The organism is Pseudomonas fluorescens, from assembly GCF_001902145.1.
Lineage (GTDB): Bacteria > Pseudomonadota > Gammaproteobacteria > Pseudomonadales > Pseudomonadaceae > Aquipseudomonas > Aquipseudomonas fluorescens_BV.
Map to the genome: position 1 here is coordinate 436,684 of NZ_MRST01000027.1, position 20,398 is coordinate 457,081.

The window sequence follows — 20,398 nt, forward strand, 5'->3', positions numbered from 1 at the left end:
CTGTAACACTGGATCAAGCTTCATGGAGCTGTGCCAGTGATCAGCCTGTGCCAGGCTTCCTTGGCCTCTTCATAGGATGCAAGTACTTGTATTTTGGGAAGCCAAAACTGTCCCTCATTCACGACACATTCCAAAGTAGAGTCTTGAAAAGTAAAGACATAGTGGACAAGATCGCTTAAAAAACGCTTTCGATCGTGTCTTGGATGAATAGAGTTTTGCCGCTCGAGCTCTTCAATCCAAGGCGAATTATCTATGCGATGCACTTGGTACTGCCTGAGGCCAAACGCAGTCAGAGGATGACCTCCCAGCGCCTCATCGTTTGGTGAACCAAATTGAAATTTCTTGACTAACGAAAACTGGATTACAGCGGTTTCATCGTAGTCAGTGCCGTACCGCAGGAACAACAGTGTGTCTGTGGCAAACACGATTGGCTCAGGAGATGTACTTGGCTGTGGCCAAGAATTGAGTAGCACTACAATCGGAGATGGCATAAGGAAGCCTAACGAAAAACAGAGGCCGGAATAGGGTGATCAGTCAGATATATCACAACCCATAAGGTGCATGATCCATTTTACGGCACGGCCCACTGTAGGACGCCGCCAGATGCAGAAAGCCCAGCGCGGGGCCAGGCCACCGCCGCTGGCTAAGCAGGCAAACGTCTAAGCACATGACCAATATGATCCCCAAAGTTGACAGCCCAGCTATCACCCAAAGGTGCCAAATAACCTATACGTGATCCATCGGTATCGAAGAGAACGCCGTCCCTAACTTGAAACACCCCCTCTCCCTGCCTAACAGGCTCTCCGACTCCGTCGATCAAATGGCCAATAGGACTGCCCGGCCCTCGATCCTTGAATACACCCCAGCGGCCTTCTTCATACGACTTGCTCGGCATAAATCCTCCTATCCGTGTTGCTGGCTAAATATCCGGAGAGCTTGCCTTATTAGCGATGCCGGTTCCAACCTCTTGCGCTATTCTTGTCCAGGCATCCAGCGTGGATGGAATGCCAGTGGCGCGGCCATTCTTTCTGGTAGTAGCCTCAGACCTTCAATCTTAACCAAGGAAAGGTCATGTCAATTCGAAGCATTGCGCAAAACCTACCCAAAGATCCGGATAACAAGGGCTGGGTTCTTGGCTGGGCGGTCTTCAAAGATAGGCCCAATAACTGGCACCTGGTCGATGTGTTCCCTAGTAAAGCTGTGGCTGAGGCGGAAGCAGAAAGGCTGAATGACGGTTACTTAGTGGAGTATGGATCCCATAAGCTCGGCTCTGACGATTTCGTAAGCGGACTCACGCCTCCGGAGTAAAACCTCCAGCCTAAACCACCTCGAAGTCAATACGACCGGGGCCTGACATGATATTGGCGCTCAGCCCTGGCTTGCCGTAGTAGCTTCGGCAGTAGCCACCTTTGCTCTGGCATTTGCCGGAGAATTTCACGCGATCAACCTCGACGCCACAATCCAAAATGGCGACCTCGGCTTCGGCGCCGCAGATTCCGCCTTCGGTAGCGGTCAAAAGGTCGTGGATGGTCAGATTGTAGCGTTGCGCGGTTTGCATGCCATTCTCCTGCGGCTATGCCGCATCATGTTGGTTGTCTTGCATCTTTGTGCCTGAGGATCAGGCGCGTTCGGTCGTGCCAGGGGCCGCCGTAGACGATGATTTCCGACGGCCTACCGTACAGGTGGTGCAGCAGGAATGGGCCGGGGCCGACTGCGCCCGCCTCCTCGCCTAGTAGTGCTGGATCGGCGCCCAGGTAAATCCCAGCGTGGTTTGGATGCACAGTGCGCCCAACCTGCATGACGATCATGTCACCACGCTGTGGGCGGTCGACACGCACGAAACCTGCAGCCTCGTAGTTCGCCTCGTACAGGCTGGCGTTCTCCGCACTCTCCCACCAGCCATCGGTGCGCTGGAAGGATTCAAACTCAATCCCCCATTCGCGCTGGTACCAATCTGCGCAGACCTGCCAGCAGTCCCAGGCGCCATGTACGAACGGGCGCTTGAGCAGCGGCGTGCTGCCGGTCGGCGTGATCGTTCGCAGGTCGCCCTCGGGCCAGGAGAGAATGTGCCAGGGCAACGCAGTGGATTCGCACATGGCCAGGTCGTGCGGTGAGGGCCGGCTGGTGGCGTCCGGGTGAGAGTGGACGATGCCGATCACCTCGCCCAGGTCTTCCGCAGCGGCGTAGCCCTCTGGATCAAGCCTGAACTCTTCGTTCGGCTCCGTGGCGATGTTCGTGCAGGGGAAGTACTTCTGCGCTCGGCCCATGGCAAGCAACAGACCGCAGCACTCTTTCGGGTACTCGGCCGCCGCGTGCGCCTGGATTGCCGCAACGATGTGTTTTCGCATGGTCAGCTCCGGGCAATCAGGGAAACGGCGGGGAATCCGCCGAAGGACAGCTCGTTGTTCTCGCCGAAGCGCAACTTGCAGGACGACAGACAGCCCTTGCACTGGTCTAGGGCCGGGTCATCCGTGGGGTTATCCTCATCGTCGAACATGACCGCGCCGGTGTAACCACAGTCCGGCCCACGGTATCCGTTGGTCATAGCCCAGTGGCAGAACGTCGTCATCTGGCGCCCGGGAAGCCCATGGTTGTCGATCTCGCCCGGGGACGAAAGCTCCCAGACTACTGCCTCACCGTCTTCGCTGGTTTTCTGGTCGATGTACCAGATCTCCAATGCTTCCTGGGTAGGGTCAGCAGTTGGGTTGCCTTCGGGAAAGTTAACCGCATCCAAGTACTGGGCCAGGGTCTCGCGAACCGTCAGCTTGAACTTCAGCAGGTCCTCGAAAGCCAAGCACAGGGCAGTCACTCGGCCATTAATGTTGCCGGCGGCGAAAGTCGGGCGAGAGGCGGTGCCGTCGCTACTGGAAGAAATCCCTTCGATCTGGACCGGCCAGGCCGCGTACTCGGCGCCCTGCCACCAAATCGACTTGGCGGGCAGATCCTCTTCCGAGCCCTCATAGGCCAGCAGTTCCTCGGGCGTATGCGGAATGGCGTGCCCATGGAAGCGCAGGTATGGGCGCGCAACAACTGATACCGCGGTTCATTCGAGCAAAGGAAGCGCCCGGATACCTGGGCATGTGCCGGGCAATTTTCGACGAGACCGTCAGGCCCTTCGTCAGCGAGTTCCCGATCGGCGGGCGCGGCGTTGGCTTTGATCGACAGGAGCTGGACGACTGGGCCACGGCGTACGTCGAGGCAAAGGCGATTGATAAAAAAGGCGCAACGGAGCAACAATCGCCCCGCAGCGAGCGCCAGAAAGGAGATAAATCATGGCGCGAAAATCGATCACAGGCCTCTCCCAAAGGAAAGGCATCTGGCATATCGACAAGAAAATCAACGGAGAACGACTTTACGAAAGCACTGGAACTGGTGACCGGGAAGAAGCGGAGCGCTACCTGATCTTCAGGCTGGAGCAGATCCGGCAGCAGAAGGTATACGGCGTGAAGAAGGTTAGGACCTGGCGGGAGGCGGCGACTCGCTTCCTGCTGGAATTCAAGGATCAGCCTTCAATCAAGCTATCCGCGCACCATCTTTCACAGCTCGACCCATTCATTGGCGACATGCCGCTGACCCACATAGATGACCATGCCCTGGTGCCATTCATCAAGGACAGGTTGGCGACGAAAAGGCTTGAAGATGGGAAGGTAAAGAAAGGTGTCAGCAACAGAACGGTGAATATCTCGATCGAGCGTGTGGTTCGGGTTTTGTCGTTGTGTGCCAGGAAGTGGCGAGACGATGAGCGCAGGCCGTGGCTGGATAGCGTGCCGATGCTCACGAAGCTGGAAGAGAAGAAGTCGAGCCGCAAGCCGTACCCAATGTCGTGGCCGGAGCAGTCGATTCTTTTTGGAGAGTTGCCGGCTCACCTGCAAACGATGGCGCTGTTCAAGGTGAACACCGGTACTCGGGAGCAGGAGGTCTGCAAGCTGAGGTGGGATTGGGAGATCGCGGTACCGGAACTGGGCACCAGCGTTTTTCTGATACCCGCCGACTTTGGTGGCAGGCATGAGCGCTCTGGCGTGAAGAACGGTGACGAGAGGCTGGTGGTGCTGAACAGCGTGGCCAGGTCGATCATTGAGAAGCAACGCGGCATCAGCAAGGAATGGGTTTTCCCATACAACGGCACCGCGATGCACCGAATGAACGACTCGGCCTGGAAGAAGGCACGGGTGAGAGCGGCGAAACTCTGGCAGGAGGAAAACCTTCGCCCCGCTCACCCTGGGTATGCATCCATCAGGATCCATGACCTTAAACACACGTTTGGTCGTCGGCTACGCGCAGCAGGCGTAACCGAGGAAGATCGCAAGGCCCTTCTGGGGCACAAGAACGGCAGCATCACCAGTCACTACTCGGGCGCCGAGCTCGGGCATCTGATTGAAGCTGCGAACATGGTATCAGCAACCGATTCTCGCGGACCGGTGCTGACAATCTTGAAGAGGAAGCAGGCGTGAAAAAACGACAAGTCACGCAAATGTCACGCGCATGAAAAAGGCCAATGCTGTGAACATTGGCCTAAGTCATTGAATAATATGGTCGGGACGGAGTGATTCGAACACTCGACCCCTAGCACCCCATGCTAGTGCGCTACCGGACTGCGCTACGCCCCGACTAGGCGTGTTACTGGGTTCGCTTCTTAACGAAGCGAACCGGAATATACCGCAAGCTTTTGAAATGTGGAAGTATTTTTAAAGCTTGAATCATTTTTTCAGCACCACCAGTACATCTTCCAATTCGGAGATCATCTGGCGGATCAGTTGCTTGTACTGGGTGGTGTCGTCTTTGGCTTCATCACCGGACATACGCTGGCGTGCGCCGCTGATGGTGAACCCCTGGTCGTACAGCAACGCGCGGATCTGTCGGATCATCAGCACGTCCTGGCGCTGATAATACCGACGGTTCCCGGTGCGTTTAACGGGGTTGAGTTGAGGAAACTCCTGCTCCCAATAGCGCAGCACGTGCGGTTTTACCGCACACAGCTCGCTGACTTCACCGATGGTGAAGTAGCGCTTGCCTGGGATGACGGGTAGCTCGTCGTTATGACTTGGTTCCAGCATAAGCCTCAACTCGGGCCTTCAACTTCTGCCCTGGACGAAAGGTGACCACACGGCGAGCCGTGATCGGGATTTCTTCTCCCGTTTTTGGATTGCGGCCAGGCCGCTGGCGTTTGTCTCGCAGGTCAAAATTGCCGAAACCGGACAATTTGACCTGTTCGTTGTCTTCCAGAGCGTGTCTGATCTCTTCAAAAAACAGCTCGACCAATTCCTTGGCCTCGCGCTTGTTCAGACCCAACTCTTCGTACAGACGTTCCGCCATCTCAGCTTTCGTCAAAGCCCCCATACGTCACTTCCTTAACGTGGCGTTCAACCTTTGTTCGAGCGAGGTGAGGATATTTTGCGTCGTGGTATTCACCTCATCGTCATTAAGAGTGCGCGATGGATGCTGCCAGGTCAAGCCAACTGCAAGGCTTTTTCTATGCGGATCAATGCCTTTACCCTGATAGACGTCAAATAGCCTGAGGTCTGTCAGCCATTCCCCTGCATTTTCACGGATTACATCCAGAACCGCAGTGGCAGCGACTTCACGGTCGGCGATCAGGGCCAGGTCGCGACGCACTTCAGGGAAGCGCGACAACTCGCTGAATTTAGGCATTTTGCCCGACGCAACTTCAGCCAAGACTAGCTCAAATACGAAGACTGGACGGTCCAGCCCCAAGGTTTTCGACAGTTCTGGGTGAATGGCGCCCACGAAGCCCACCAAGCGACCTTCACGCTCGATACGTGCAGTCTGGCCTGGATGCAAGGCTGGGTGGCTACCCGGCACGAACGTAAAGGCGTCCAACGCACCGGCAAAGCCGAGCACCGCCTCCACGTCTGCCTTGACGTCGAAGAAGTCCACGACCTCACGGCCTTGCGCCCAGCCTTCCGGCAGACGGCTGCCGCAGACGACGCCCGCCAGCATCGGCTCTTGCTTCAAGCCATCAAGCTGGCCGACGAAACGCAAGCCGCTTTCGAACAGACGCACGCGGTCTTGCTGGCGGTTCAGGTTGTGGGAAAGTGCCTTCACCAGGCCCGGCCACAGCGACGAACGCATGGCAGCCATATCGTTGGAGATCGGGTTGGCCAACAACAGCGGTTCAACACCGGGGCTGAACAACTCGAACTGCTTTGGATCGATGAAGCTATAGGTCACAGCTTCCTGATAACCACGGGCCACCAGCAGGCGGCGCAGTTCAGGCAGGTGCGCACGCGCTTCAGCCTTGGGTTGCGGTGCCAGGCGTGCTTGCGGATAGCGAACCGGCAGGCGGTTGTAACCGTACAGGCGCGCCAGCTCTTCGATCAGGTCGACTTCCAGGCTGATGTCGAAGCGATGGCTAGGTACTGCAACTTGCCACTGCCCTTCCCCGCCCGCGGAAATACCCAGGCCGAGCGCGGAGAGCAGTTGCTCGATTTCAGCCGGTTCGATGACCAGGCCGAGCATTTGCTCAACGCTTTTGGCACGCAAGGTGATCGGTGCAATCGACGGCAGGTACTGTTCGTTGACGGTTTCGGTAATCGGGCCGGCTTCACCACCGGTGATTTCCAGCAGCAGGCCGGTAGCGCGCTCCATGGCTTCACGGGCGAGTTTCCAGTCCACGCCACGCTCGTAGCGGTGCGACGCATCGGTGTGCAGGCCGTAGGAACGAGCCTTGCCAGCGATCGCGATCTGGTCGAAGAACGCGCTTTCAAGGAATACGTCACGAGTGGTCGCGGATACACCGCTGTGCTCGCCACCCATCACGCCGGCAATTGCCAGGGCGCGAGCGTGGTCGGCGATAACCAGGGTGTCGGCACGCAGGCTGACTTCCTGGCCATCGAGCAGCACCAGCTTCTCGCCTTCTTCGGCCATACGCACGCGGATGCCGCCATTGATTTCGGCAAGATCAAACGCATGCAACGGCTGGCCAAGTTCCAGCATCACGTAGTTGGTGATGTCGACGGCGGCGTCGATGCTACGCACGTCGGCACGACGCAGGCGCTCGACCATCCACAGAGGGGTTGGCTTGGACAGGTCGACGTTACGGATCACACGCCCCAGATAACGCGGGCAGGCGTTTGGCGCCAGTACCTCAATCGAGCGTACTTCGTCGTGTGCCGCCGGTACGGCAGCGACCACTGGGCGGGTGACAGGTGCGTTGTACAGCGCGCCCACTTCACGGGCCAGGCCAGCCAGGGACAGGCAGTCGCCGCGGTTGGGGGTCAGGTCGACCTCGATGATGGCGTCTTCCAGCTCCAGGTAAACACGGATGTCCTGACCCACTGGCGCGTCGGCCGGCAGCTCCATCAGGCCATCATTGCCCTCACCCACTTGCAGCTCGGCCTGGGAGCACAGCATGCCGTTGGATTCAACGCCACGCAGCTTGGCCTTCTTGATCTTGAAGTCGCCCGGCAGCTCGGCACCGATCATGGCGAACGGGATCTTCAGGCCCGGGCGCACATTAGGCGCTCCGCACACGACCTGAAAGGTTTGCGAACCGTTGCTGACCTGACACACACGCAATTTGTCGGCATCCGGGTGCTGCTCGGTGCTCAACACCTCGCCCACCACCACGCCACTGAAAACACCGGCGGCCGGCGTAACGCTATCGACCTCAAGACCGGCCATCGACAGGCGAGCAACCAGCTCGTCGCGATCTACCTGCGGGCTTACCCAGCCACGCAGCCATTGTTCACTGAATTTCATCCTGCTCTCCTAAAGATTCGTTACGACTAGCGAAATTGCGCGAGGAACCGCAAGTCGTTGTCGAAGAACAGACGCAAGTCGTTCACGCCGTAACGCAGCATGGCCAGACGCTCAACGCCCATGCCGAAGGCAAAACCCGAGAACTCTTCCGGGTCGATCCCGGACATGCGCAGCACGTTGGGGTGAACCATGCCGCAGCCCATCACTTCCAGCCAGCCGGTCTGCTTGCACACACGGCAGCCTTTACCGCTGCACATCACGCATTCCATGTCGACTTCAGCGGATGGCTCGGTGAACGGGAAGAACGAAGGACGGAAACGTACCGCCAACTCTTTTTCGAAGAACACCCGCAGGAATTCTTCGATGGTGCCTTTGAGGTCGGCGAAATTGATATCGCGATCAACCAGCAGGCCTTCGACCTGGTGGAACATAGGCGAATGGGTGATATCCGAGTCGCTACGGTACACACGGCCTGGGCAGACAATACGGATCGGCGGCTTGTTCGCTTCCATGGTGCGGACCTGTACCGGCGAGGTATGGGTGCGCAGCAGCATGTTGGCGTTGAAATAGAAGGTGTCGTGCATCGACCGGGCCGGGTGATGGCCTGGGATGTTGAGCGCCTCGAAGTTGTGGTAGTCGTCTTCGACCTCAGGGCCTTCGGCAATGCCGTAGCCGATGTGGGTGAAGAACTGTTCGATACGTTCCAGAGTCCGGGTGATCGGATGCAGACCGCCCGAGGCCTGGCCACGACCAGGCAAGGTCACGTCAATGGCCTCGGCGGCGAGCTTGGCCGCAAGATCGGCCTCCTCGAGCGACGCCTTGCGCGCATTGAGAACCTCTGTGACACGCTCCTTGGCGACGTTGATCAGCGCACCGACTTGCGGACGCTCTTCAGCGGGCAGATTTCCCAGGGTCTTCATCACCTGAGTCAATTCACCCTTCTTGCCAAGGTAGTGAACCCGGATTTGCTCCAGGGCATTTACATCTTCAGCGCTTTGCACAGCCTCAAGGGCTTGGGCGACGAGCGCGTCCAGGTTTTCCATGTACAGACTCCAGATACAAAATAGGGGAAGAGCTTGAAGGCTCTTCCCCTATTTATGACGTTTACCACCTTGGGCCACAGGAGTAGCCCAGGGTGACTGTCGGGGGTACTTAAGCCAAGGAGGCTTTAGCTTTCTCGACAATCGCAGCAAACACCGCTTTTTCGTTCACGGCCAGTTCAGCCAGAACCTTACGGTCGATTTCGATGGACGCTTTTTTCAGGCCAGCGATGAAACGGCTGTAGGACAGACCGTTAACACGTGCACCAGCGTTGATACGAGCGATCCACAGAGCGCGGAACTGACGTTTTTTCTGACGACGGTCGCGGTAGGCGTATTGGCCTGCCTTGATTACCGCTTGCTTGGCAACACGGAATACGCGTGAACGCGCGCCGTAGTAGCCTTTAGCAAGTTTCAGAATTTTTTTGTGACGCTTACGGGCCATGACGCCACGCTTTACACGAGCCATGAGTTACTTCCTCTATTCTTGAACCAAAATTAACGAAGGCGCAGCATGCGCTCGACTTTTGCCACGTCAGACGGATGCAGCAAGCTGCTACCGCGCAGTTGACGCTTACGCTTGGTCGACATTTTGGTCAGGATGTGGCTCTTGAAAGCGTGCTTGTGCTTGATGCCGTTAGCAGTTTTCAGAAACCGCTTAGCAGCACCACTTTTAGTTTTCATCTTTGGCATGTTCGGTACTCCGCATTCAGTTGATAAACATAATCAGAAGGCCTGCCGTGCCCTGTTGATTACTTCTTCTTTTTCGGGGCGATGACCATAATAAGCTGGCGTCCTTCCATCTTAGGATGCTGTTCGACCGAACCGTACTCCAGCAGGTCAGCTTCAACCCGCTTGAGGAGTTCCATCCCCAGCTCCTGGTGGGCCATCTCACGGCCGCGGAATCGCAAGGATACCTTGGCCCTGTCCCCATCACTCAGGAAACGTACCAGGTTGCGCAGTTTTACCTGGTAATCCCCTTCCTCCGTCCCTGGACGAAACTTGATTTCTTTTACTTGAATCTGCTTCTGGTTCTTCTTCGCTGCGGCAACCTGCTTCTTCTTTTCGAAGATCGATTTGCCGTAGTCCATCACCCGACAAACAGGTGGGATTGCATCGGCGGAGATTTCCACCAGGTCCAGCTTGGACTCTTCTGCAATACGAAGCGCTTCATCAATCGAGACGATGCCAATCTGCTCGCCATCAGCGCCAATTAACCGAACCTCGCGTGCCGAGATATTCTCGTTGATCGGGGCTTTCGGTGCAGCTCGTTTATCTTGTCTCATTTCACGCTTAATAATAATTACTCCGAATCTGGGCGACCACGCCGGGAAACCGCTTGCGCGAGGAACTCAGCGAACTGGGCGACGGGCATCGAGCCCAGGTCAGCACCTTCACGAGTACGCACAGCGACAGTCTGCATCTCGACTTCCCGATCTCCGATAACCAAAAGATAGGGAACCTTGAGCAAAGTATGCTCGCGGATTTTAAAGCCGATCTTTTCATTTCTCAAGTCGGACTTGGCACGAAATCCGCTTTCGTTGAGAGTTTTTTCAACTTCAGCGGCAAAATCTGCCTGTTTATCAGTGATATTCATGATCACTGCCTGGGTCGGAGCCAGCCACGCAGGGAACGCGCCCTCGTAGTGCTCGATCAGGATACCGACGAACCGTTCGAACGAGCCGAGGATCGCCCGGTGCAGCATAACCGGGTGTTTACGGCTGTTGTCTTCGGAGACGTATTCGGCTCCCAGACGGATCGGCAGGTTAAAATCGAGCTGCAGGGTACCACACTGCCAGACACGGCCAAGGCAATCTTTGAGCGAGAACTCGATCTTCGGACCGTAGAAGGCGCCCTCACCCGGCTGCAGATCGTACGCAAGGCCCGCACTGTCCAGCGCAGCGGCCAATGCCGCTTCGGCGCGATCCCATAGTTCGTCGGAACCGACGCGTTTTTCCGGACGAGTGGACAGCTTCATCTCGACTTCGGTAAAGCCGAAATCGCGATAAACGTCCATGGTCAGCTTGATGAACGCTGCGGACTCGGCCTGCATCTGCTCTTCGGTGCAGAAGATGTGGGCGTCGTCCTGGGTGAAGCCACGCACGCGCATGATGCCGTGCAGCGCACCCGATGGCTCGTTACGGTGGCAGGCACCGAACTCGGCCAGGCGCATCGGCAACTCGCGGTAGCTCTTCAGGCCCTGGTTGAATACCTGCACGTGGCATGGGCAGTTCATCGGCTTGATGGCGTAGTCGCGGTTTTCCGACTGGGTGGTGAACATGTTGTCGGCGTAGTTGGCCCAGTGCCCGGATTTCTCCCACAGGCTGCGATCAACCACCTGTGGAGTCTTGATCTCCAGGTAACCGTTTTCGCGCTGCACCTTGCGCATGTACTGCTCAAGCACCTGGTACAGGGTCCAGCCATTCGGGTGCCAGAACACCATGCCTGGCGCTTCTTCCTGAAGGTGGAACAGGTTCAGGCGCTTGCCGATCTTGCGATGGTCGCGTTTTTCAGCTTCTTCGATGCGCTGGATATAGGCGGCCAGCTGCTTCTTGTCAGCCCAGGCCGTGCCGTAGATCCGTTGCAGCTGTTCGTTCTTGGCGTCACCGCGCCAGTAGGCACCGGACAGCTTGGTCAGCTTGAACGATTTGAGAAAGCGCGTGTTCGGCACGTGCGGGCCACGGCACATATCCACGTATTCTTCGTGGTAGTACAGCCCCATGGCCTGCTCGTCCGGCATGTCTTCTACCAGACGCAGCTTGTAGTCCTCGCCACGTGCAGTAAACACGTCGATCACTTCGGCACGTGGGGTGACTTTCTTGATGACGTCGTAATCTTTTTCGATCAGCGCGTGCATGCGCTGCTCGATGGCCGCCAGGTCGTCCGGAGTAAAAGGACGCTCGTAGGCGATGTCGTAATAGAAGCCTTCTTCAATGACCGGGCCGATCACCATCTTGGCGGTTGGATACAGTTGCTTGACCGCATGGCCAATCAAGTGCGCGCAAGAGTGGCGAATGATCTCCAGCCCCTCTTGATCCTTGGGCGTGATGATTTGCAGGCTGGCGTCGCGGGTGATCAGGTCGCTGGCGTCAACCAGCTTGCCGTCGACCTTGCCGGCCACGGTGGCCTTGGCGAGGCCAGCACCAATGGATGCGGCGACCTCGGCTACGGAAACCGGCTGATCGAATGAACGTTGACTGCCGTCGGGAAGAGTAATAGTTGGCATGGCGCCTCCTCTCCTAGTGGTGACCCCTACCAAAGGTCACGTGGGTTGGGATGAGCCAGTACAAGATCCAACACCAGGCCGTTCAATGATGAACGCCTGCCTTACAGCGGCAGGAGCCTTTCGGCCAACCGATAATCGAACCAGAGTGACTGGAGTGAACAAAAAGAACCTGGCAAGGCGGCACATGGCGCGCCCGGAAATAGCCAGGCAAGGATGCTAGCACAGATGAACGGTCATCGCGTCGGCCAAGCGTTGGGTAAAGAGCAATTCATGGCTTTATAGCTGCAAAAGTGAACTTGAGCTGTACGCAGGGCCTCAAAGCCACTGAGAATCGCCGTTCGTCCTCGACCCAAAGGAGCATCCCATGATGCGTTTTACCTCTACCCTCGCTGTCGCCGCTACCCTGAGCCTCCTTTCCCTCGGCGCGCAGGCTGCAGCCCCTTCCAACTGGCCAGCCGGCGCCCGTGACAGCTTTGTCAGCGACTGCAGTGCCGCCGCCAGCCAGAACGTGGACGCCAAAACTGCCAAAGCCCACTGCGAATGTGGTGCTGACAAGATCAATGCCGAATTGAGCACTGCCGAGATCAAGGAATTGATGACCAACCAGAACGCCAGCGCGGACCTTAAAAACAAAGCGGTCGCGGCTATTTCGTCCTGCAAAGTGGTGAAGAAAAAGTAAGATTGCCTGACGATTCGACGGCCATTTCGCTGAAAAAACAGCCTGAAAACTGCCTTTTCACACAATTTATGCAGGTTTTACGGCTTTTTTTAACAGCTGATATTTCGTCGAAAAGCCCCGTAAATCGGGGCTTTCAGCCCAACGATGGATCAAACGCAAAGCGATTGATTAGCAAACAGTGCCTTGGGGGGGCTCCCAAGCCGAACATTTCGACTATGATAGCCCTGTGTGCCCAGTTGGCCTGAGCAGCACAGCACTACTGAAAATATATGTTTCTTGGAGATACACCATGTCTAATCGCCAAACCGGCACCGTTAAATGGTTCAACGATGAAAAAGGCTTCGGCTTCATCACTCCTCAAGGTGGCGGTGACGACCTGTTCGTACACTTCAAAGCTATCGAAAGCGACGGTTTCAAAAGCCTGAAAGAAGGCCAAACCGTTTCCTTCGTGGCTGAGAAAGGCCAAAAGGGTATGCAAGCTGCACAGGTTCGCGGCGAGTAATTCTCCGCTGAGCTAAAAAAACCCCGTCCATGTGACGGGGTTTTTTATGGGCGATGCAAAAACCGTATCAGCCGCAGTTAACCCGGTTGATCACCAGGTTGTCGTCGGTGTTCAGGTTCAGGCGGTCGGAGCGATACTCCAGCGTGACCATGTCATTGGGCTTGAGGATGCGTGCGTTCTGCGCGCCAGCACGCGTGCGGGCTTGCTCCAGCAACTGGGGCGAGGCTTTCTGGCCGATGGCGAACTCTGCAGCCTTCGACTCACAGCGGCTATGACCGGCATCGGTCACAGTGGCAGCTTTGCCTGGCTCAGAGGCACCCGGGGTACTGCAACCCGCCAACGCGAGCGCAGCCAACAAAGTACCGAATGATGCGAGCTTCCAAGGCATGAAGCCTCCTATGATAAAAAGTGGACGGAGATCGTGCGACAGTATTTAAAGCGATTGGTTTCAAGACATTAACCGCCTGTGGGCAAGTCTGCCTGAGTCACGGCCTGCAATCGCTTGGTGAATCGTGACTAGATATGAACGTATTCAGTAGATATCGATGTAGTCCGACGAAGGAGTAGGCCAATTCTGCTTCAGCGCGTTGAAAATCTGCATGACCCAGACTTCATCGCTGGCCGCCACGTTGCCGACATAGCCGGAACCTTTGGCCCAGGTCTCCAGGCGAAACACCAGGCCACCGATATCAGCCCCCCCGACGACGCCGGAAGAAATGTAGGCGATGCCTTTTCTGGTCACCCGCAGCTGGGTATGTTCGTCGTCACTGGCGCTGCCAAGCAATTGGCGCACGGCGTCCAGCGTCAGGTTGTCAGGCTTGCTCAAATCGATTTGCACGCGGTGTTTCCCGGCCATTTAACAGGCCGACAGTGTCGCACAGCCGCTGCTTCATGCCTAAGTAGCAGTGCCAAATGCCGTACAAAATGCTTAACTGCGCCCCTCTGGAACGGCGTTCCAGTGCATTGCCCCGCATTTTCAGCCCGTGAGATTTCCATGACCACCGTAACGCTTCAAGCCGACATCAAAGCCAAGTGGCCCCAAGGGCAAAGCTCCTACAGCCCCGGAAGCCCGGAAGAACTGGCGATCATTGGTATCGACCTGCTGGTCAAGGAACTGGGCACCCAGGCGGCGCAAGCATTCATCGGCCAGATATTCGAGAAATACCCGGCCGACTACATGGGCGCCCAAGAGCGCGAATAGAACCGGGCGACGAGCGCCGCCCCGCTAACTTACTTCAGGCGCGCCAGGCGCTCGGTCAGCAGATCGAAGAAGCCCTGGGCGTCGCCATTCTCGACCCAGAACACATTCTTCGGCTGCTTGAGGCCGTCGTACCAATCGACGATGGTCTGGCCGAAGGTCGGGCCTTCGCGGCTGTCGACCACCATATTGGCCTCACGACCGCTGAACAGCGAAGGCTTGAGCAGGTACGCCACCACGGTAGCGTCATGGACCGGACCACCCGGAATGCCGTAGTGCTCCATATCGCCTTTGACGTACTCATTCAGAATACTGCTGACGACCTTGCTCGCGTTGTTGTTCAGGTCCGCAATCTTCTTCAGGCGGGCGTCGCTGGTGAGGACTTTATGGGTCACGTCCAACGGCAGGTAGGTCAGCTTCACACCGCTTTTGAGCACGATCTCAGCCGCCACCGGATCGGCGAACAGGTTGAACTCGGCCACCGGGGTGATATTGCCTCCATTGAAGTGGGCGCCCCCCATCACAACCACTTCCTTGATGCCTTGAGTGATTTCGGGCGCCTGGGTCAGTGCCAGTGCCAGGTTGGTCTGCGGGCCGAGCATGGCGATAGTGATGCTGTGCGGCTTGGCGCTGCTCAGGGTCTTGATCAGGTAGTCGACTGCATTGCCTTCGGCCAGACCTTTTTTCGGTTCATGCACCGTGACGCCCGAGATGCCTTCCTTGCCATGGATATTCTCGGCGTAGATCGGTTTGCGCAGCAACGGCGCTGGCGCACCTGCGTACACCGGGATGTCCTCGCGCCCTGCCCACTCGCGCGCCAGGCGCGCGTTGCGGGAGGTCTTGTCCAGGCGCACATTGCCGGCGACGGTGGTCAGCGCACGAATGCTCAACTCCTCCGGCGAGGCCATGGCGAACAGCAAGGCCACCACGTCATCGGCACCCGGGTCGGTGTCAATGATCAGGTCGATTTTTTCCGCCGCTTGGGCGCTTGCAGCAGTGAGCGCGGACAAAAGCAGAACACTCCGGAACAGGTTTTTCAGGGTTAGACCACGTTGCATAAAGCACTCCTTGTCATAGGGGGGACGCTAGAACGTTACGCCGGACACCAGCGCGATATTGCAGTACGGCTGGCACTCGCCAGTGCGCACAACAGCGCGGGCATTGCGGCTCAATTGCTTGAATTGGTCATGGCTGAGCAGGCGTCGCTCGCCCAGTGCAGCCTGCTCTGTGAGCGCATTTAGCGAAGTCAGCGCGGGCGGTTGCTTCAGCAGGATCTCTTGCGCCAGCACATGGCTTTCTACCTGCATTTCGCTAAGCACGATACGCAAGGTGCTGATAAAGTCCGGGATGCCCTGGGTCAGTGCCAGGTCGATCAATTCGACGCCGGGAGGTACCGGCAGGCCGGCATCACCGATGACGAGGATGTCACCATGGCCCAGGGACGCGATCACGCGCGACAGGGCGATATTCAGCAAAGGTGTCTTTTTCATGCGGGCACAAAACCTTGTACGTCGTGCAGCGTGGGAATAGAAGGCTGAGCGCCGGCACGGGTCACCGACAACGCCGCCGCCACCTGACCAAAACGGATCGCCTCGGCTTCGCTCTGGCCCGCGGCCAGCGCGGCGGCAAAGCCACCGACAAAGGTATCGCCAGCAGCGGTGGTATCCACCGCCTTGACCTTCGGCGCCACCAAGTGCTCAAAGCTCTTGCCGTCGGCAAACAGCGCGCCCTGGGCGCCCAGGGTGATGATGACCTTGCCGGCACCCGCCTGGATCAGCGCGGTCGCGGCGACCTTGGCGCTGTCGAGGGAGTCGACCGCTACGCCGCTCAGGGCGCTGGCCTCACTTTCATTGGGGATCAGATAATCGATCGAGGCATACCAGTCAGCGGGCAACGGTCCGCTTGCCGGGGCCGGATTGAGGATGACGGTCTTGCCCAGCTCGCGACCCCGCTTGAGCGCATACCCAACGGTCTCCATTGGCACCTCAAGCTGACAGATGATCACATCTGCCGCCTGCAGCACAGCGTCGCACGTTCGCAGTGACGCGGGCGTCAGCTCACCGTTGCTGCCGGCCACAATGACAATGGCGTTCTGGCTGCTGTCATCGACCACGATCAACGCCACACCGCTGGAGCCGCCCACCGTGCTGACTGCCTGGCAATCGATCCCTTCCACCAACAGCGCATCGCGCAATTGGCTGCCATAGGCGTCGGTACCGATGCATCCCACCATTGCGACACTCGCCCCCAGGCGTGCCGAGGCGACGGCCTGGTTGGCGCCCTTGCCGCCGGGCACAGTGGAGAACGTCTGGCCGATCAGGGTTTCACCGGCACGCGGCAAGCGACTGGCGCGGGTGACCAGGTCCATGTTCAAGCTGCCTATTACCACTACTTTTGCTGGCATACATCAGTACTCATCAATTCGGTTCAGCGGTATTGGGCGAACACATCAGCCAATGGCGCGGTCGACTCACGCAAAACAATACTGGGCGTCACGATACGTTGATCGATCGGCAGTTGGGGTGTTGCTATTCGTTGCAGTAATAATTCGGCCGCAGTCTCGCCCAACTGCAGGATCGACTGGCCGACCGTCGTCAGCGCCGGGTAGACGTAGCGCCCCATCTGGATGTCATCGAAACCGATGACCGACAGCTCGCCCGGCACACGCACATTACGCTCGGCGGCGGCGCGTAGCACGCCAAAACCAATCATATCGTTGCTGGCGAAAATCGCGCTGGGCGGGTGTTGCGATAATAACTGTACGGCTGCGGCATACCCGCCCGTGCTGGTGAAGTCGCTTTCCAGGGTACGGCTGGCCAACACCTCGATGCCCGCCTCGCGCAATGCACGCTGGTAACCCGCCAGGCGCATCTGTGCAACGCGGGTATGCCCAGGGCCGCCGATACAGGCGATGTCCCGGTGCCCCAATTCCAGCAAGTGCCGGGTCGCCAGGTAAGCGCCCTCTTCGTGATCGATGCGCACCAGGTCCACATCAATCCCATCCAGCGCCCGGTCGACAATCACCATGGGCGTGCGCACTGCACTCAAACCTGCGGCAAGGCCACTGTCATCACCGCCCACGGATGTCACGATCAAGCCGTCGACACGCTTTTCCAGCAACACGCGCAAATAACTGCGCTGTTTCTCTGCGTCGTCATCCGAGTTGCAGAGGATCACGCAATAGCCATTACGCTCGCAGTAATCCTCGATACCCCGAGCCAGCTCGGCAAAATACGGGTTGAGGCTGTTGGGCACCAGCAGGCCAATGGTCGCGGTGGTCTTGGCCTTGAGCGAGCGCGCGACGGCACTGGGCACGTAGTCCAACTGCTTGATCGCAGCCTCGACCTTGATGCGTACCGGCTCGCTGACTGGGCGCGTCTTGTTCACCACATGGGACACGGTGGTGTAGGAAATACCTGCAAGCGCTGCCACATCCTTGATCGTTGCCATGGGTCAGCCCCGCCGACTGGCGCGCTGGCTGCGATAAGTATCGAGGACCACGGCAATCACGATCACGGCACCGGTAATGATGCGTTTAGTCGGTTCCGTCGCACCAATCTGCGCAAGCCCGGCGGCCAAGACCGAAATAATCAACACCCCGAAGAACGTACTGATGACCGAGCCACGCCCGCCCATCAGGCTGGTGCCACCGATCACCACGGCGGCGATCACTTGCAACTCCAGGCCCGAGCCGGCATTCGGGTCCGCCGCTTCCAGGCGCGAAATCTGGAACAGCGCCGCCACACCGGCCAACAGGCCCATCAGGCTGAACACCAGGATCTTGTAAGGCTTGGGATTGATACCCGCCAGGCGCACCGCTTCTTCGTTGGTGCCGATGCCGATCAGATAACGACCGAAGACCGTACGGGTCAGTACCAACTGGGCCGCGATGATCACCAGCAGGGCGATGATGAACGACGGGGAAATACCGAAGGCAATCGGGTTGGACAGCCAGGCAAACGAGTCACCAATATAAGCGGTGCGCGAGCCCGTCATCTGGTAGGCCACGCCGCGGGCCATCTCCAGCACGCCGAGGGATACGATAAATGACGGAATGCGCCAGGCCACCGTGATGGAACCGGTGATGGTGCCGGCCAACGCCGCGCAGCCCATGCCCAACAGGGCGGCGGGCAACACGCTCCAGCCCCAGCCCAGGATCGCCACGCTGACTGCCGAGGCCGCCAATGCCAATACCGATCCCACAGACAGGTCGATGCCGCCAATGATCAGGATGAAGGTCATGCCCACCGCCAGCACCATCAGGTCTGGGATCTGGTTGGCCAGGGTGCTGAAGGTGTCATAGGACAGGAAGTGATCGCTGAGCACCGAGAACAGCGCAATCATCGCCAGCAAGGCACCTGCCAGCCCCAGGTAAGTACCCAGGCCATAGAAGTTGCCGCCAGTTTTACCGGGGGAAATGTTTGTTTTCATGGGGTATTCCTAGGCGCTGCTTCGTTGAGCAGCGCATCACGTTTCTGATAGCCGGCAAAGGCGGCGGCGAGCAATTCGTCCTGGGTCCAGCTGTCACGCTCGAAGGTCTCGATCAGGCGCCCGGCGGACAGCACACCGATGCGGTCACAGATCAGCATCAGCTCACGCAGGTCACTGGACACCACCACCAGCGCTTTGCCCTGGCGGGTCAGTTCACCGAGCAAGGCATAGATATCGAACTTGGCACCGACGTCGATGCCGCGGGTGGGCTCATCGAACAGCATTACTGCGCAATCGCGCTCCAGCCAGCGGCCAATCACCACCTTTTGCTGGTTACCACCCGACAGCTCGGACACTAGTTGCGTCGGGCTGGAACTGCGGATACGCATGGCGTCGATCTGGCGCTTGGCCAGAGCGGTTTCGTTGCGGCTGTTGACGACGCCACCGCCGGAAATTTCCGGCATGTTGCCCAGGGCGATGTTGGCGCTGATGGACTGGGTCAGCAGCAGGCCCTCACCCTTGCGGTCTTCGGTGATCAGGGCAATACCATGACCGACCGCGTCGACCGGCGAGCGAATGCTCACCACCTTGGCCGGCGAGCCCAAGGCCACGGTGCCGCTGTCGGCCGGGTCGGCGCCGAAGATCAGGCGCAGCAATTCGGTGCGGCCGGCGCCGATCAGGCCGGAAATGCCATAGATTTCACCGGCGCGCACTTCAAAGGACACATCGCGGACCTTGTCCGAACGGGTAAGGCCCGTCACGGTCAAGGCCGGGCCTCCGATGCTGCGCGGGCCCAAATCGATGTGTTCACCCAGTTCGCGACCGACCATCAAGGTCACCAACTGCTCACTGTTGTAATTGGCCATCGGCTCGACGCAGACCAGCTTGCCGTCGCGCAATACCGCAATGCGCTGGGCGACACGGGCCAACTCTTCGAGCCGGTGCGAAATATAAATGATCGCCACGCCTCGAGCCTGCAGGCGCGTGATTTGTTCAAACAGCATCTCGACTTCACGAGCAGTAAGCATCGCCGTGGGCTCGTCGAGGATCAATACGTGGCAGTCGCCGATCAGGTTACGGGCGATCTCGACCATTTGCTGGTGACCAATGCCCAGGCTGCCCACCAGCGTGTCCGGGTCGATCGCGTCCAGACCGACTTGGGCCATCGCTTCGATCGCGGCTTTGCGCAGTTGTTTGCGGCTGATCCAGCCACAGCGGCTCGGCAGGTTATCCAGGAACAGGTTTTCAGCCACGGTCAGCGTCGGCAGCAGGTTGAGTTCCTGCATGACCATGCGCACGCCCAAGGCTTCGGCCTGGGTGCGGCTGGCCGGGCGGTAATCCTGACCGTTGAATTGCATGTGCCCGGTGGTGGGCGTGACCAGGCCGCCGATGATCTTCGACAAGGTACTTTTGCCTGCGCCGTTCTCACCGGTCAGCGCCAACACTTCCCCGCGATTGAGCGTCAGGGTGATGTCGGACAGAACCGGTTGGGCATAGGTCTTACCGATACCGCTGACCGAGAGGACAGCGTTCGGGGCGGAAGATGACATAGGAAAATCTCCAGGCGCCCGCTCAGGACGAGCGGGCGCTGTTGGGTACTGCC

25 protein-coding genes, 1 tRNA gene and 1 pseudogene are annotated in these 20,398 nt (G+C 58.3%); 6 read left to right on the forward strand and 21 right to left on the reverse strand.

Going from position 1 to position 20,398, the window contains the following annotated elements; all coding sequences use genetic code 11:
• Positions 1 to 20: 20 nt before the first annotated feature.
• A complete protein-coding gene (locus BUE92_RS24955) occupies positions 21 to 425 on the reverse strand; it encodes a hypothetical protein (protein ID WP_256674006.1) in 405 nt (134 codons plus the stop codon).
• 646 nt (positions 426 to 1,071) lie between these two features.
• Here BUE92_RS24955 and BUE92_RS24960 point away from each other — a divergent pair.
• The gene (locus BUE92_RS24960; protein WP_073526878.1) at positions 1,072 to 1,308 is read left to right on the forward strand and encodes a hypothetical protein; all 237 of its coding nucleotides are present in this window, start codon (positions 1,072 to 1,074) and stop codon (positions 1,306 to 1,308) included.
• A gap of 10 nt (positions 1,309 to 1,318) precedes the next feature.
• Here the strand turns inward: BUE92_RS24960 and BUE92_RS24965 are convergent, their stop codons facing one another.
• The 3 genes and pseudogenes from BUE92_RS24965 to BUE92_RS24975 all read right to left on the reverse strand — a co-directional run.
• Positions 1,319 to 1,558, reverse strand: coding sequence for a hypothetical protein (locus tag BUE92_RS24965; protein ID WP_073526879.1), 240 nt, complete (start codon positions 1,556 to 1,558; stop codon positions 1,319 to 1,321).
• Positions 1,559 to 1,583: 25 nt separating this feature from the next.
• Positions 1,584 to 2,348 (reverse strand): C40 family peptidase, encoded by a 765-nt coding sequence (locus tag BUE92_RS24970; RefSeq protein WP_073526880.1) that lies wholly within the window; start codon positions 2,346 to 2,348, stop codon positions 1,584 to 1,586.
• A gap of 2 nt (positions 2,349 to 2,350) precedes the next feature.
• Positions 2,351 to 3,016: pseudogene (locus BUE92_RS24975) on the reverse strand (phage minor tail protein L); the annotation flags it as partial.
• Between BUE92_RS24975 and BUE92_RS29110 the strand changes: the two are divergent.
• Both BUE92_RS29110 and BUE92_RS24980 read left to right on the forward strand, forming a co-directional pair.
• A complete protein-coding gene (locus BUE92_RS29110) occupies positions 3,016 to 3,402 on the forward strand; it encodes a hypothetical protein (RefSeq protein ID WP_232458773.1) in 387 nt (128 codons plus the stop codon). The pseudogene BUE92_RS24975 and the gene BUE92_RS29110 sit on opposite strands and share 1 nt — an antisense overlap.
• Positions 3,288 to 4,451 (forward strand): tyrosine-type recombinase/integrase, encoded by a 1,164-nt coding sequence (locus BUE92_RS24980; RefSeq protein WP_256674012.1) that lies wholly within the window; start codon positions 3,288 to 3,290, stop codon positions 4,449 to 4,451. Before BUE92_RS29110 ends, BUE92_RS24980 begins: the two co-directional genes overlap by 115 nt.
• A 79-nt stretch (positions 4,452 to 4,530) precedes the next feature.
• Here the strand turns inward: BUE92_RS24980 and BUE92_RS24985 are convergent.
• The 9 genes from BUE92_RS24985 to thrS form a co-directional block, all read right to left on the reverse strand.
• Positions 4,531 to 4,607: transfer RNA gene (locus BUE92_RS24985), tRNA-Pro, on the reverse strand.
• Positions 4,608 to 4,697: 90 nt separating this feature from the next.
• Positions 4,698 to 5,054, reverse strand: a complete 357-nt coding sequence (locus tag BUE92_RS24990) for a MerR family transcriptional regulator (protein WP_003174972.1) — start codon at positions 5,052 to 5,054, stop codon at positions 4,698 to 4,700.
• Positions 5,035 to 5,337, reverse strand: a complete 303-nt coding sequence (ihfA, locus tag BUE92_RS24995) for an integration host factor subunit alpha (protein ID WP_002553164.1) — start codon at positions 5,335 to 5,337, stop codon at positions 5,035 to 5,037. Before ihfA ends, BUE92_RS24990 begins: the two co-directional genes overlap by 20 nt.
• 3 nt (positions 5,338 to 5,340) lie before the next feature.
• Positions 5,341 to 7,719, reverse strand: coding sequence for a phenylalanine--tRNA ligase subunit beta (gene pheT, locus BUE92_RS25000; RefSeq protein ID WP_073526882.1), 2,379 nt, complete (start codon positions 7,717 to 7,719; stop codon positions 5,341 to 5,343).
• Between the two features lie 26 nt (positions 7,720 to 7,745).
• The gene (gene pheS / locus BUE92_RS25005) at positions 7,746 to 8,762 is read right to left on the reverse strand and encodes a phenylalanine--tRNA ligase subunit alpha (RefSeq protein ID WP_073526883.1); all 1,017 of its coding nucleotides are present in this window, start codon (positions 8,760 to 8,762) and stop codon (positions 7,746 to 7,748) included.
• Between the two features lie 109 nt (positions 8,763 to 8,871).
• The gene (rplT, locus tag BUE92_RS25010; protein WP_003192488.1) at positions 8,872 to 9,228 is read right to left on the reverse strand and encodes a 50S ribosomal protein L20; all 357 of its coding nucleotides are present in this window, start codon (positions 9,226 to 9,228) and stop codon (positions 8,872 to 8,874) included.
• A 29-nt stretch (positions 9,229 to 9,257) separates the two neighbouring features.
• Positions 9,258 to 9,452 carry a 50S ribosomal protein L35 gene (gene rpmI, locus BUE92_RS25015; protein ID WP_002553160.1) on the reverse strand — a complete coding sequence of 65 codons (195 nt, stop codon included), beginning with the start codon at positions 9,450 to 9,452 and terminating at the stop codon, positions 9,258 to 9,260.
• 59 nt (positions 9,453 to 9,511) lie between these two features.
• A complete protein-coding gene (gene infC / locus BUE92_RS25020) occupies positions 9,512 to 10,063 on the reverse strand; it encodes a translation initiation factor IF-3 (RefSeq protein WP_015884933.1) in 552 nt (183 codons plus the stop codon).
• Complete coding sequence (gene thrS / locus BUE92_RS25025; RefSeq protein WP_073526884.1) at positions 10,063 to 11,985, reverse strand: threonine--tRNA ligase; 1,923 nt, start codon at positions 11,983 to 11,985, stop codon at positions 10,063 to 10,065. Before thrS ends, infC begins: the two co-directional genes overlap by 1 nt.
• A 364-nt stretch (positions 11,986 to 12,349) precedes the next feature.
• On the opposite strand from thrS, the gene BUE92_RS25030 reads away from it, so the two are divergent.
• Both BUE92_RS25030 and BUE92_RS25035 read left to right on the forward strand, forming a co-directional pair.
• Positions 12,350 to 12,664 carry a hypothetical protein gene (locus tag BUE92_RS25030; RefSeq protein WP_081372215.1) on the forward strand — a complete coding sequence of 105 codons (315 nt, stop codon included), beginning with the start codon at positions 12,350 to 12,352 and terminating at the stop codon, positions 12,662 to 12,664.
• Between the two features lie 289 nt (positions 12,665 to 12,953).
• Entirely contained in the window at positions 12,954 to 13,166 is a 213-nt protein-coding gene (locus tag BUE92_RS25035; RefSeq protein ID WP_003234260.1) for a cold-shock protein, read from the forward strand.
• 67 nt (positions 13,167 to 13,233) lie between these two features.
• On the opposite strand, the gene BUE92_RS25040 is transcribed toward BUE92_RS25035, so the two are convergent.
• Together BUE92_RS25040 and BUE92_RS25045 are read right to left on the reverse strand one after the other, a co-directional pair.
• Positions 13,234 to 13,554 carry an I78 family peptidase inhibitor gene (locus BUE92_RS25040; protein WP_054898318.1) on the reverse strand — a complete coding sequence of 107 codons (321 nt, stop codon included), beginning with the start codon at positions 13,552 to 13,554 and terminating at the stop codon, positions 13,234 to 13,236.
• A gap of 144 nt (positions 13,555 to 13,698) precedes the next feature.
• Entirely contained in the window at positions 13,699 to 14,004 is a 306-nt protein-coding gene (locus BUE92_RS25045; protein ID WP_073527220.1) for a hypothetical protein, read from the reverse strand.
• A 156-nt stretch (positions 14,005 to 14,160) separates the two neighbouring features.
• Between BUE92_RS25045 and BUE92_RS25050 the strand changes: the two genes are divergently transcribed.
• The gene (locus tag BUE92_RS25050) at positions 14,161 to 14,367 is read left to right on the forward strand and encodes a hypothetical protein (RefSeq protein WP_003192496.1); all 207 of its coding nucleotides are present in this window, start codon (positions 14,161 to 14,163) and stop codon (positions 14,365 to 14,367) included.
• A gap of 29 nt (positions 14,368 to 14,396) precedes the next feature.
• Here BUE92_RS25050 and BUE92_RS25055 read toward each other — a convergent pair whose 3' ends face one another.
• The 6 genes from BUE92_RS25055 to BUE92_RS25080 are packed head-to-tail and all read right to left on the reverse strand — an operon-like array spanning position 14,397 to position 20,345.
• Positions 14,397 to 15,422 carry a nucleoside hydrolase gene (locus BUE92_RS25055; protein WP_073526885.1) on the reverse strand — a complete coding sequence of 342 codons (1,026 nt, stop codon included), beginning with the start codon at positions 15,420 to 15,422 and terminating at the stop codon, positions 14,397 to 14,399.
• A gap of 27 nt (positions 15,423 to 15,449) precedes the next feature.
• The gene (rbsD, locus tag BUE92_RS25060) at positions 15,450 to 15,854 is read right to left on the reverse strand and encodes a D-ribose pyranase (RefSeq protein ID WP_073526886.1); all 405 of its coding nucleotides are present in this window, start codon (positions 15,852 to 15,854) and stop codon (positions 15,450 to 15,452) included.
• A complete protein-coding gene (gene rbsK, locus BUE92_RS25065) occupies positions 15,851 to 16,768 on the reverse strand; it encodes a ribokinase (RefSeq protein WP_073526887.1) in 918 nt (305 codons plus the stop codon). The genes rbsD and rbsK overlap by 4 nt, the downstream gene beginning before the upstream one ends.
• Positions 16,769 to 16,791: 23 nt before the next feature.
• On the reverse strand, positions 16,792 to 17,814 hold the full coding sequence (locus tag BUE92_RS25070) for a LacI family DNA-binding transcriptional regulator (RefSeq protein ID WP_003192500.1): 1,023 nt from the start codon (positions 17,812 to 17,814) through the stop codon (positions 16,792 to 16,794).
• Between the two features lie 3 nt (positions 17,815 to 17,817).
• Complete coding sequence (locus BUE92_RS25075; RefSeq protein ID WP_044275169.1) at positions 17,818 to 18,795, reverse strand: ABC transporter permease; 978 nt, start codon at positions 18,793 to 18,795, stop codon at positions 17,818 to 17,820.
• The gene (locus BUE92_RS25080; RefSeq protein WP_073526888.1) at positions 18,792 to 20,345 is read right to left on the reverse strand and encodes a sugar ABC transporter ATP-binding protein; all 1,554 of its coding nucleotides are present in this window, start codon (positions 20,343 to 20,345) and stop codon (positions 18,792 to 18,794) included. The genes BUE92_RS25075 and BUE92_RS25080 overlap by 4 nt, the downstream gene beginning before the upstream one ends.
• Positions 20,346 to 20,398 lie beyond the last annotated feature (53 nt).

Excerpts from the sequence above, each read along its gene's own strand:
- BUE92_RS24960 (WP_073526878.1), top strand. The coding sequence starts at position 1,072 with ATGTCAATTCGAAGCATTGCGCAAAACCTACCCAAAGATCCGGATAAC.
- BUE92_RS24965 (WP_073526879.1), bottom strand. The coding sequence starts at position 1,558 with ATGCAAACCGCGCAACGCTACAATCTGACCATCCACGACCTTTTGACC.
- BUE92_RS24970 (WP_073526880.1), bottom strand. The coding sequence starts at position 2,348 with ATGCGAAAACACATCGTTGCGGCAATCCAGGCGCACGCGGCGGCCGAG.
- BUE92_RS29110 (WP_232458773.1), top strand. The coding sequence starts at position 3,016 with ATGGGCGCGCAACAACTGATACCGCGGTTCATTCGAGCAAAGGAAGCG.
- BUE92_RS24990 (WP_003174972.1), bottom strand. The coding sequence starts at position 5,054 with ATGCTGGAACCAAGTCATAACGACGAGCTACCCGTCATCCCAGGCAAG.
- ihfA (WP_002553164.1), bottom strand. The coding sequence starts at position 5,337 with ATGGGGGCTTTGACGAAAGCTGAGATGGCGGAACGTCTGTACGAAGAG.
- pheT (WP_073526882.1), bottom strand. The coding sequence starts at position 7,719 with ATGAAATTCAGTGAACAATGGCTGCGTGGCTGGGTAAGCCCGCAGGTA.
- pheS (WP_073526883.1), bottom strand. The coding sequence starts at position 8,762 with ATGGAAAACCTGGACGCGCTCGTCGCCCAAGCCCTTGAGGCTGTGCAA.
- rplT (WP_003192488.1), bottom strand. The coding sequence starts at position 9,228 with ATGGCTCGTGTAAAGCGTGGCGTCATGGCCCGTAAGCGTCACAAAAAA.
- rpmI (WP_002553160.1), bottom strand. The coding sequence starts at position 9,452 with ATGCCAAAGATGAAAACTAAAAGTGGTGCTGCTAAGCGGTTTCTGAAA.
- thrS (WP_073526884.1), bottom strand. The coding sequence starts at position 11,985 with ATGCCAACTATTACTCTTCCCGACGGCAGTCAACGTTCATTCGATCAG.
- BUE92_RS25030 (WP_081372215.1), top strand. The coding sequence starts at position 12,350 with ATGATGCGTTTTACCTCTACCCTCGCTGTCGCCGCTACCCTGAGCCTC.
- BUE92_RS25035 (WP_003234260.1), top strand. The coding sequence starts at position 12,954 with ATGTCTAATCGCCAAACCGGCACCGTTAAATGGTTCAACGATGAAAAA.
- BUE92_RS25040 (WP_054898318.1), bottom strand. The coding sequence starts at position 13,554 with ATGCCTTGGAAGCTCGCATCATTCGGTACTTTGTTGGCTGCGCTCGCG.
- BUE92_RS25050 (WP_003192496.1), top strand. The coding sequence starts at position 14,161 with ATGACCACCGTAACGCTTCAAGCCGACATCAAAGCCAAGTGGCCCCAA.
- BUE92_RS25055 (WP_073526885.1), bottom strand. The coding sequence starts at position 15,422 with ATGCAACGTGGTCTAACCCTGAAAAACCTGTTCCGGAGTGTTCTGCTT.
- rbsD (WP_073526886.1), bottom strand. The coding sequence starts at position 15,854 with ATGAAAAAGACACCTTTGCTGAATATCGCCCTGTCGCGCGTGATCGCG.
- rbsK (WP_073526887.1), bottom strand. The coding sequence starts at position 16,768 with ATGCCAGCAAAAGTAGTGGTAATAGGCAGCTTGAACATGGACCTGGTC.
- BUE92_RS25070 (WP_003192500.1), bottom strand. The coding sequence starts at position 17,814 with ATGGCAACGATCAAGGATGTGGCAGCGCTTGCAGGTATTTCCTACACC.
- BUE92_RS25075 (WP_044275169.1), bottom strand. The coding sequence starts at position 18,795 with ATGAAAACAAACATTTCCCCCGGTAAAACTGGCGGCAACTTCTATGGC.
- BUE92_RS25080 (WP_073526888.1), bottom strand. The coding sequence starts at position 20,345 with ATGTCATCTTCCGCCCCGAACGCTGTCCTCTCGGTCAGCGGTATCGGT.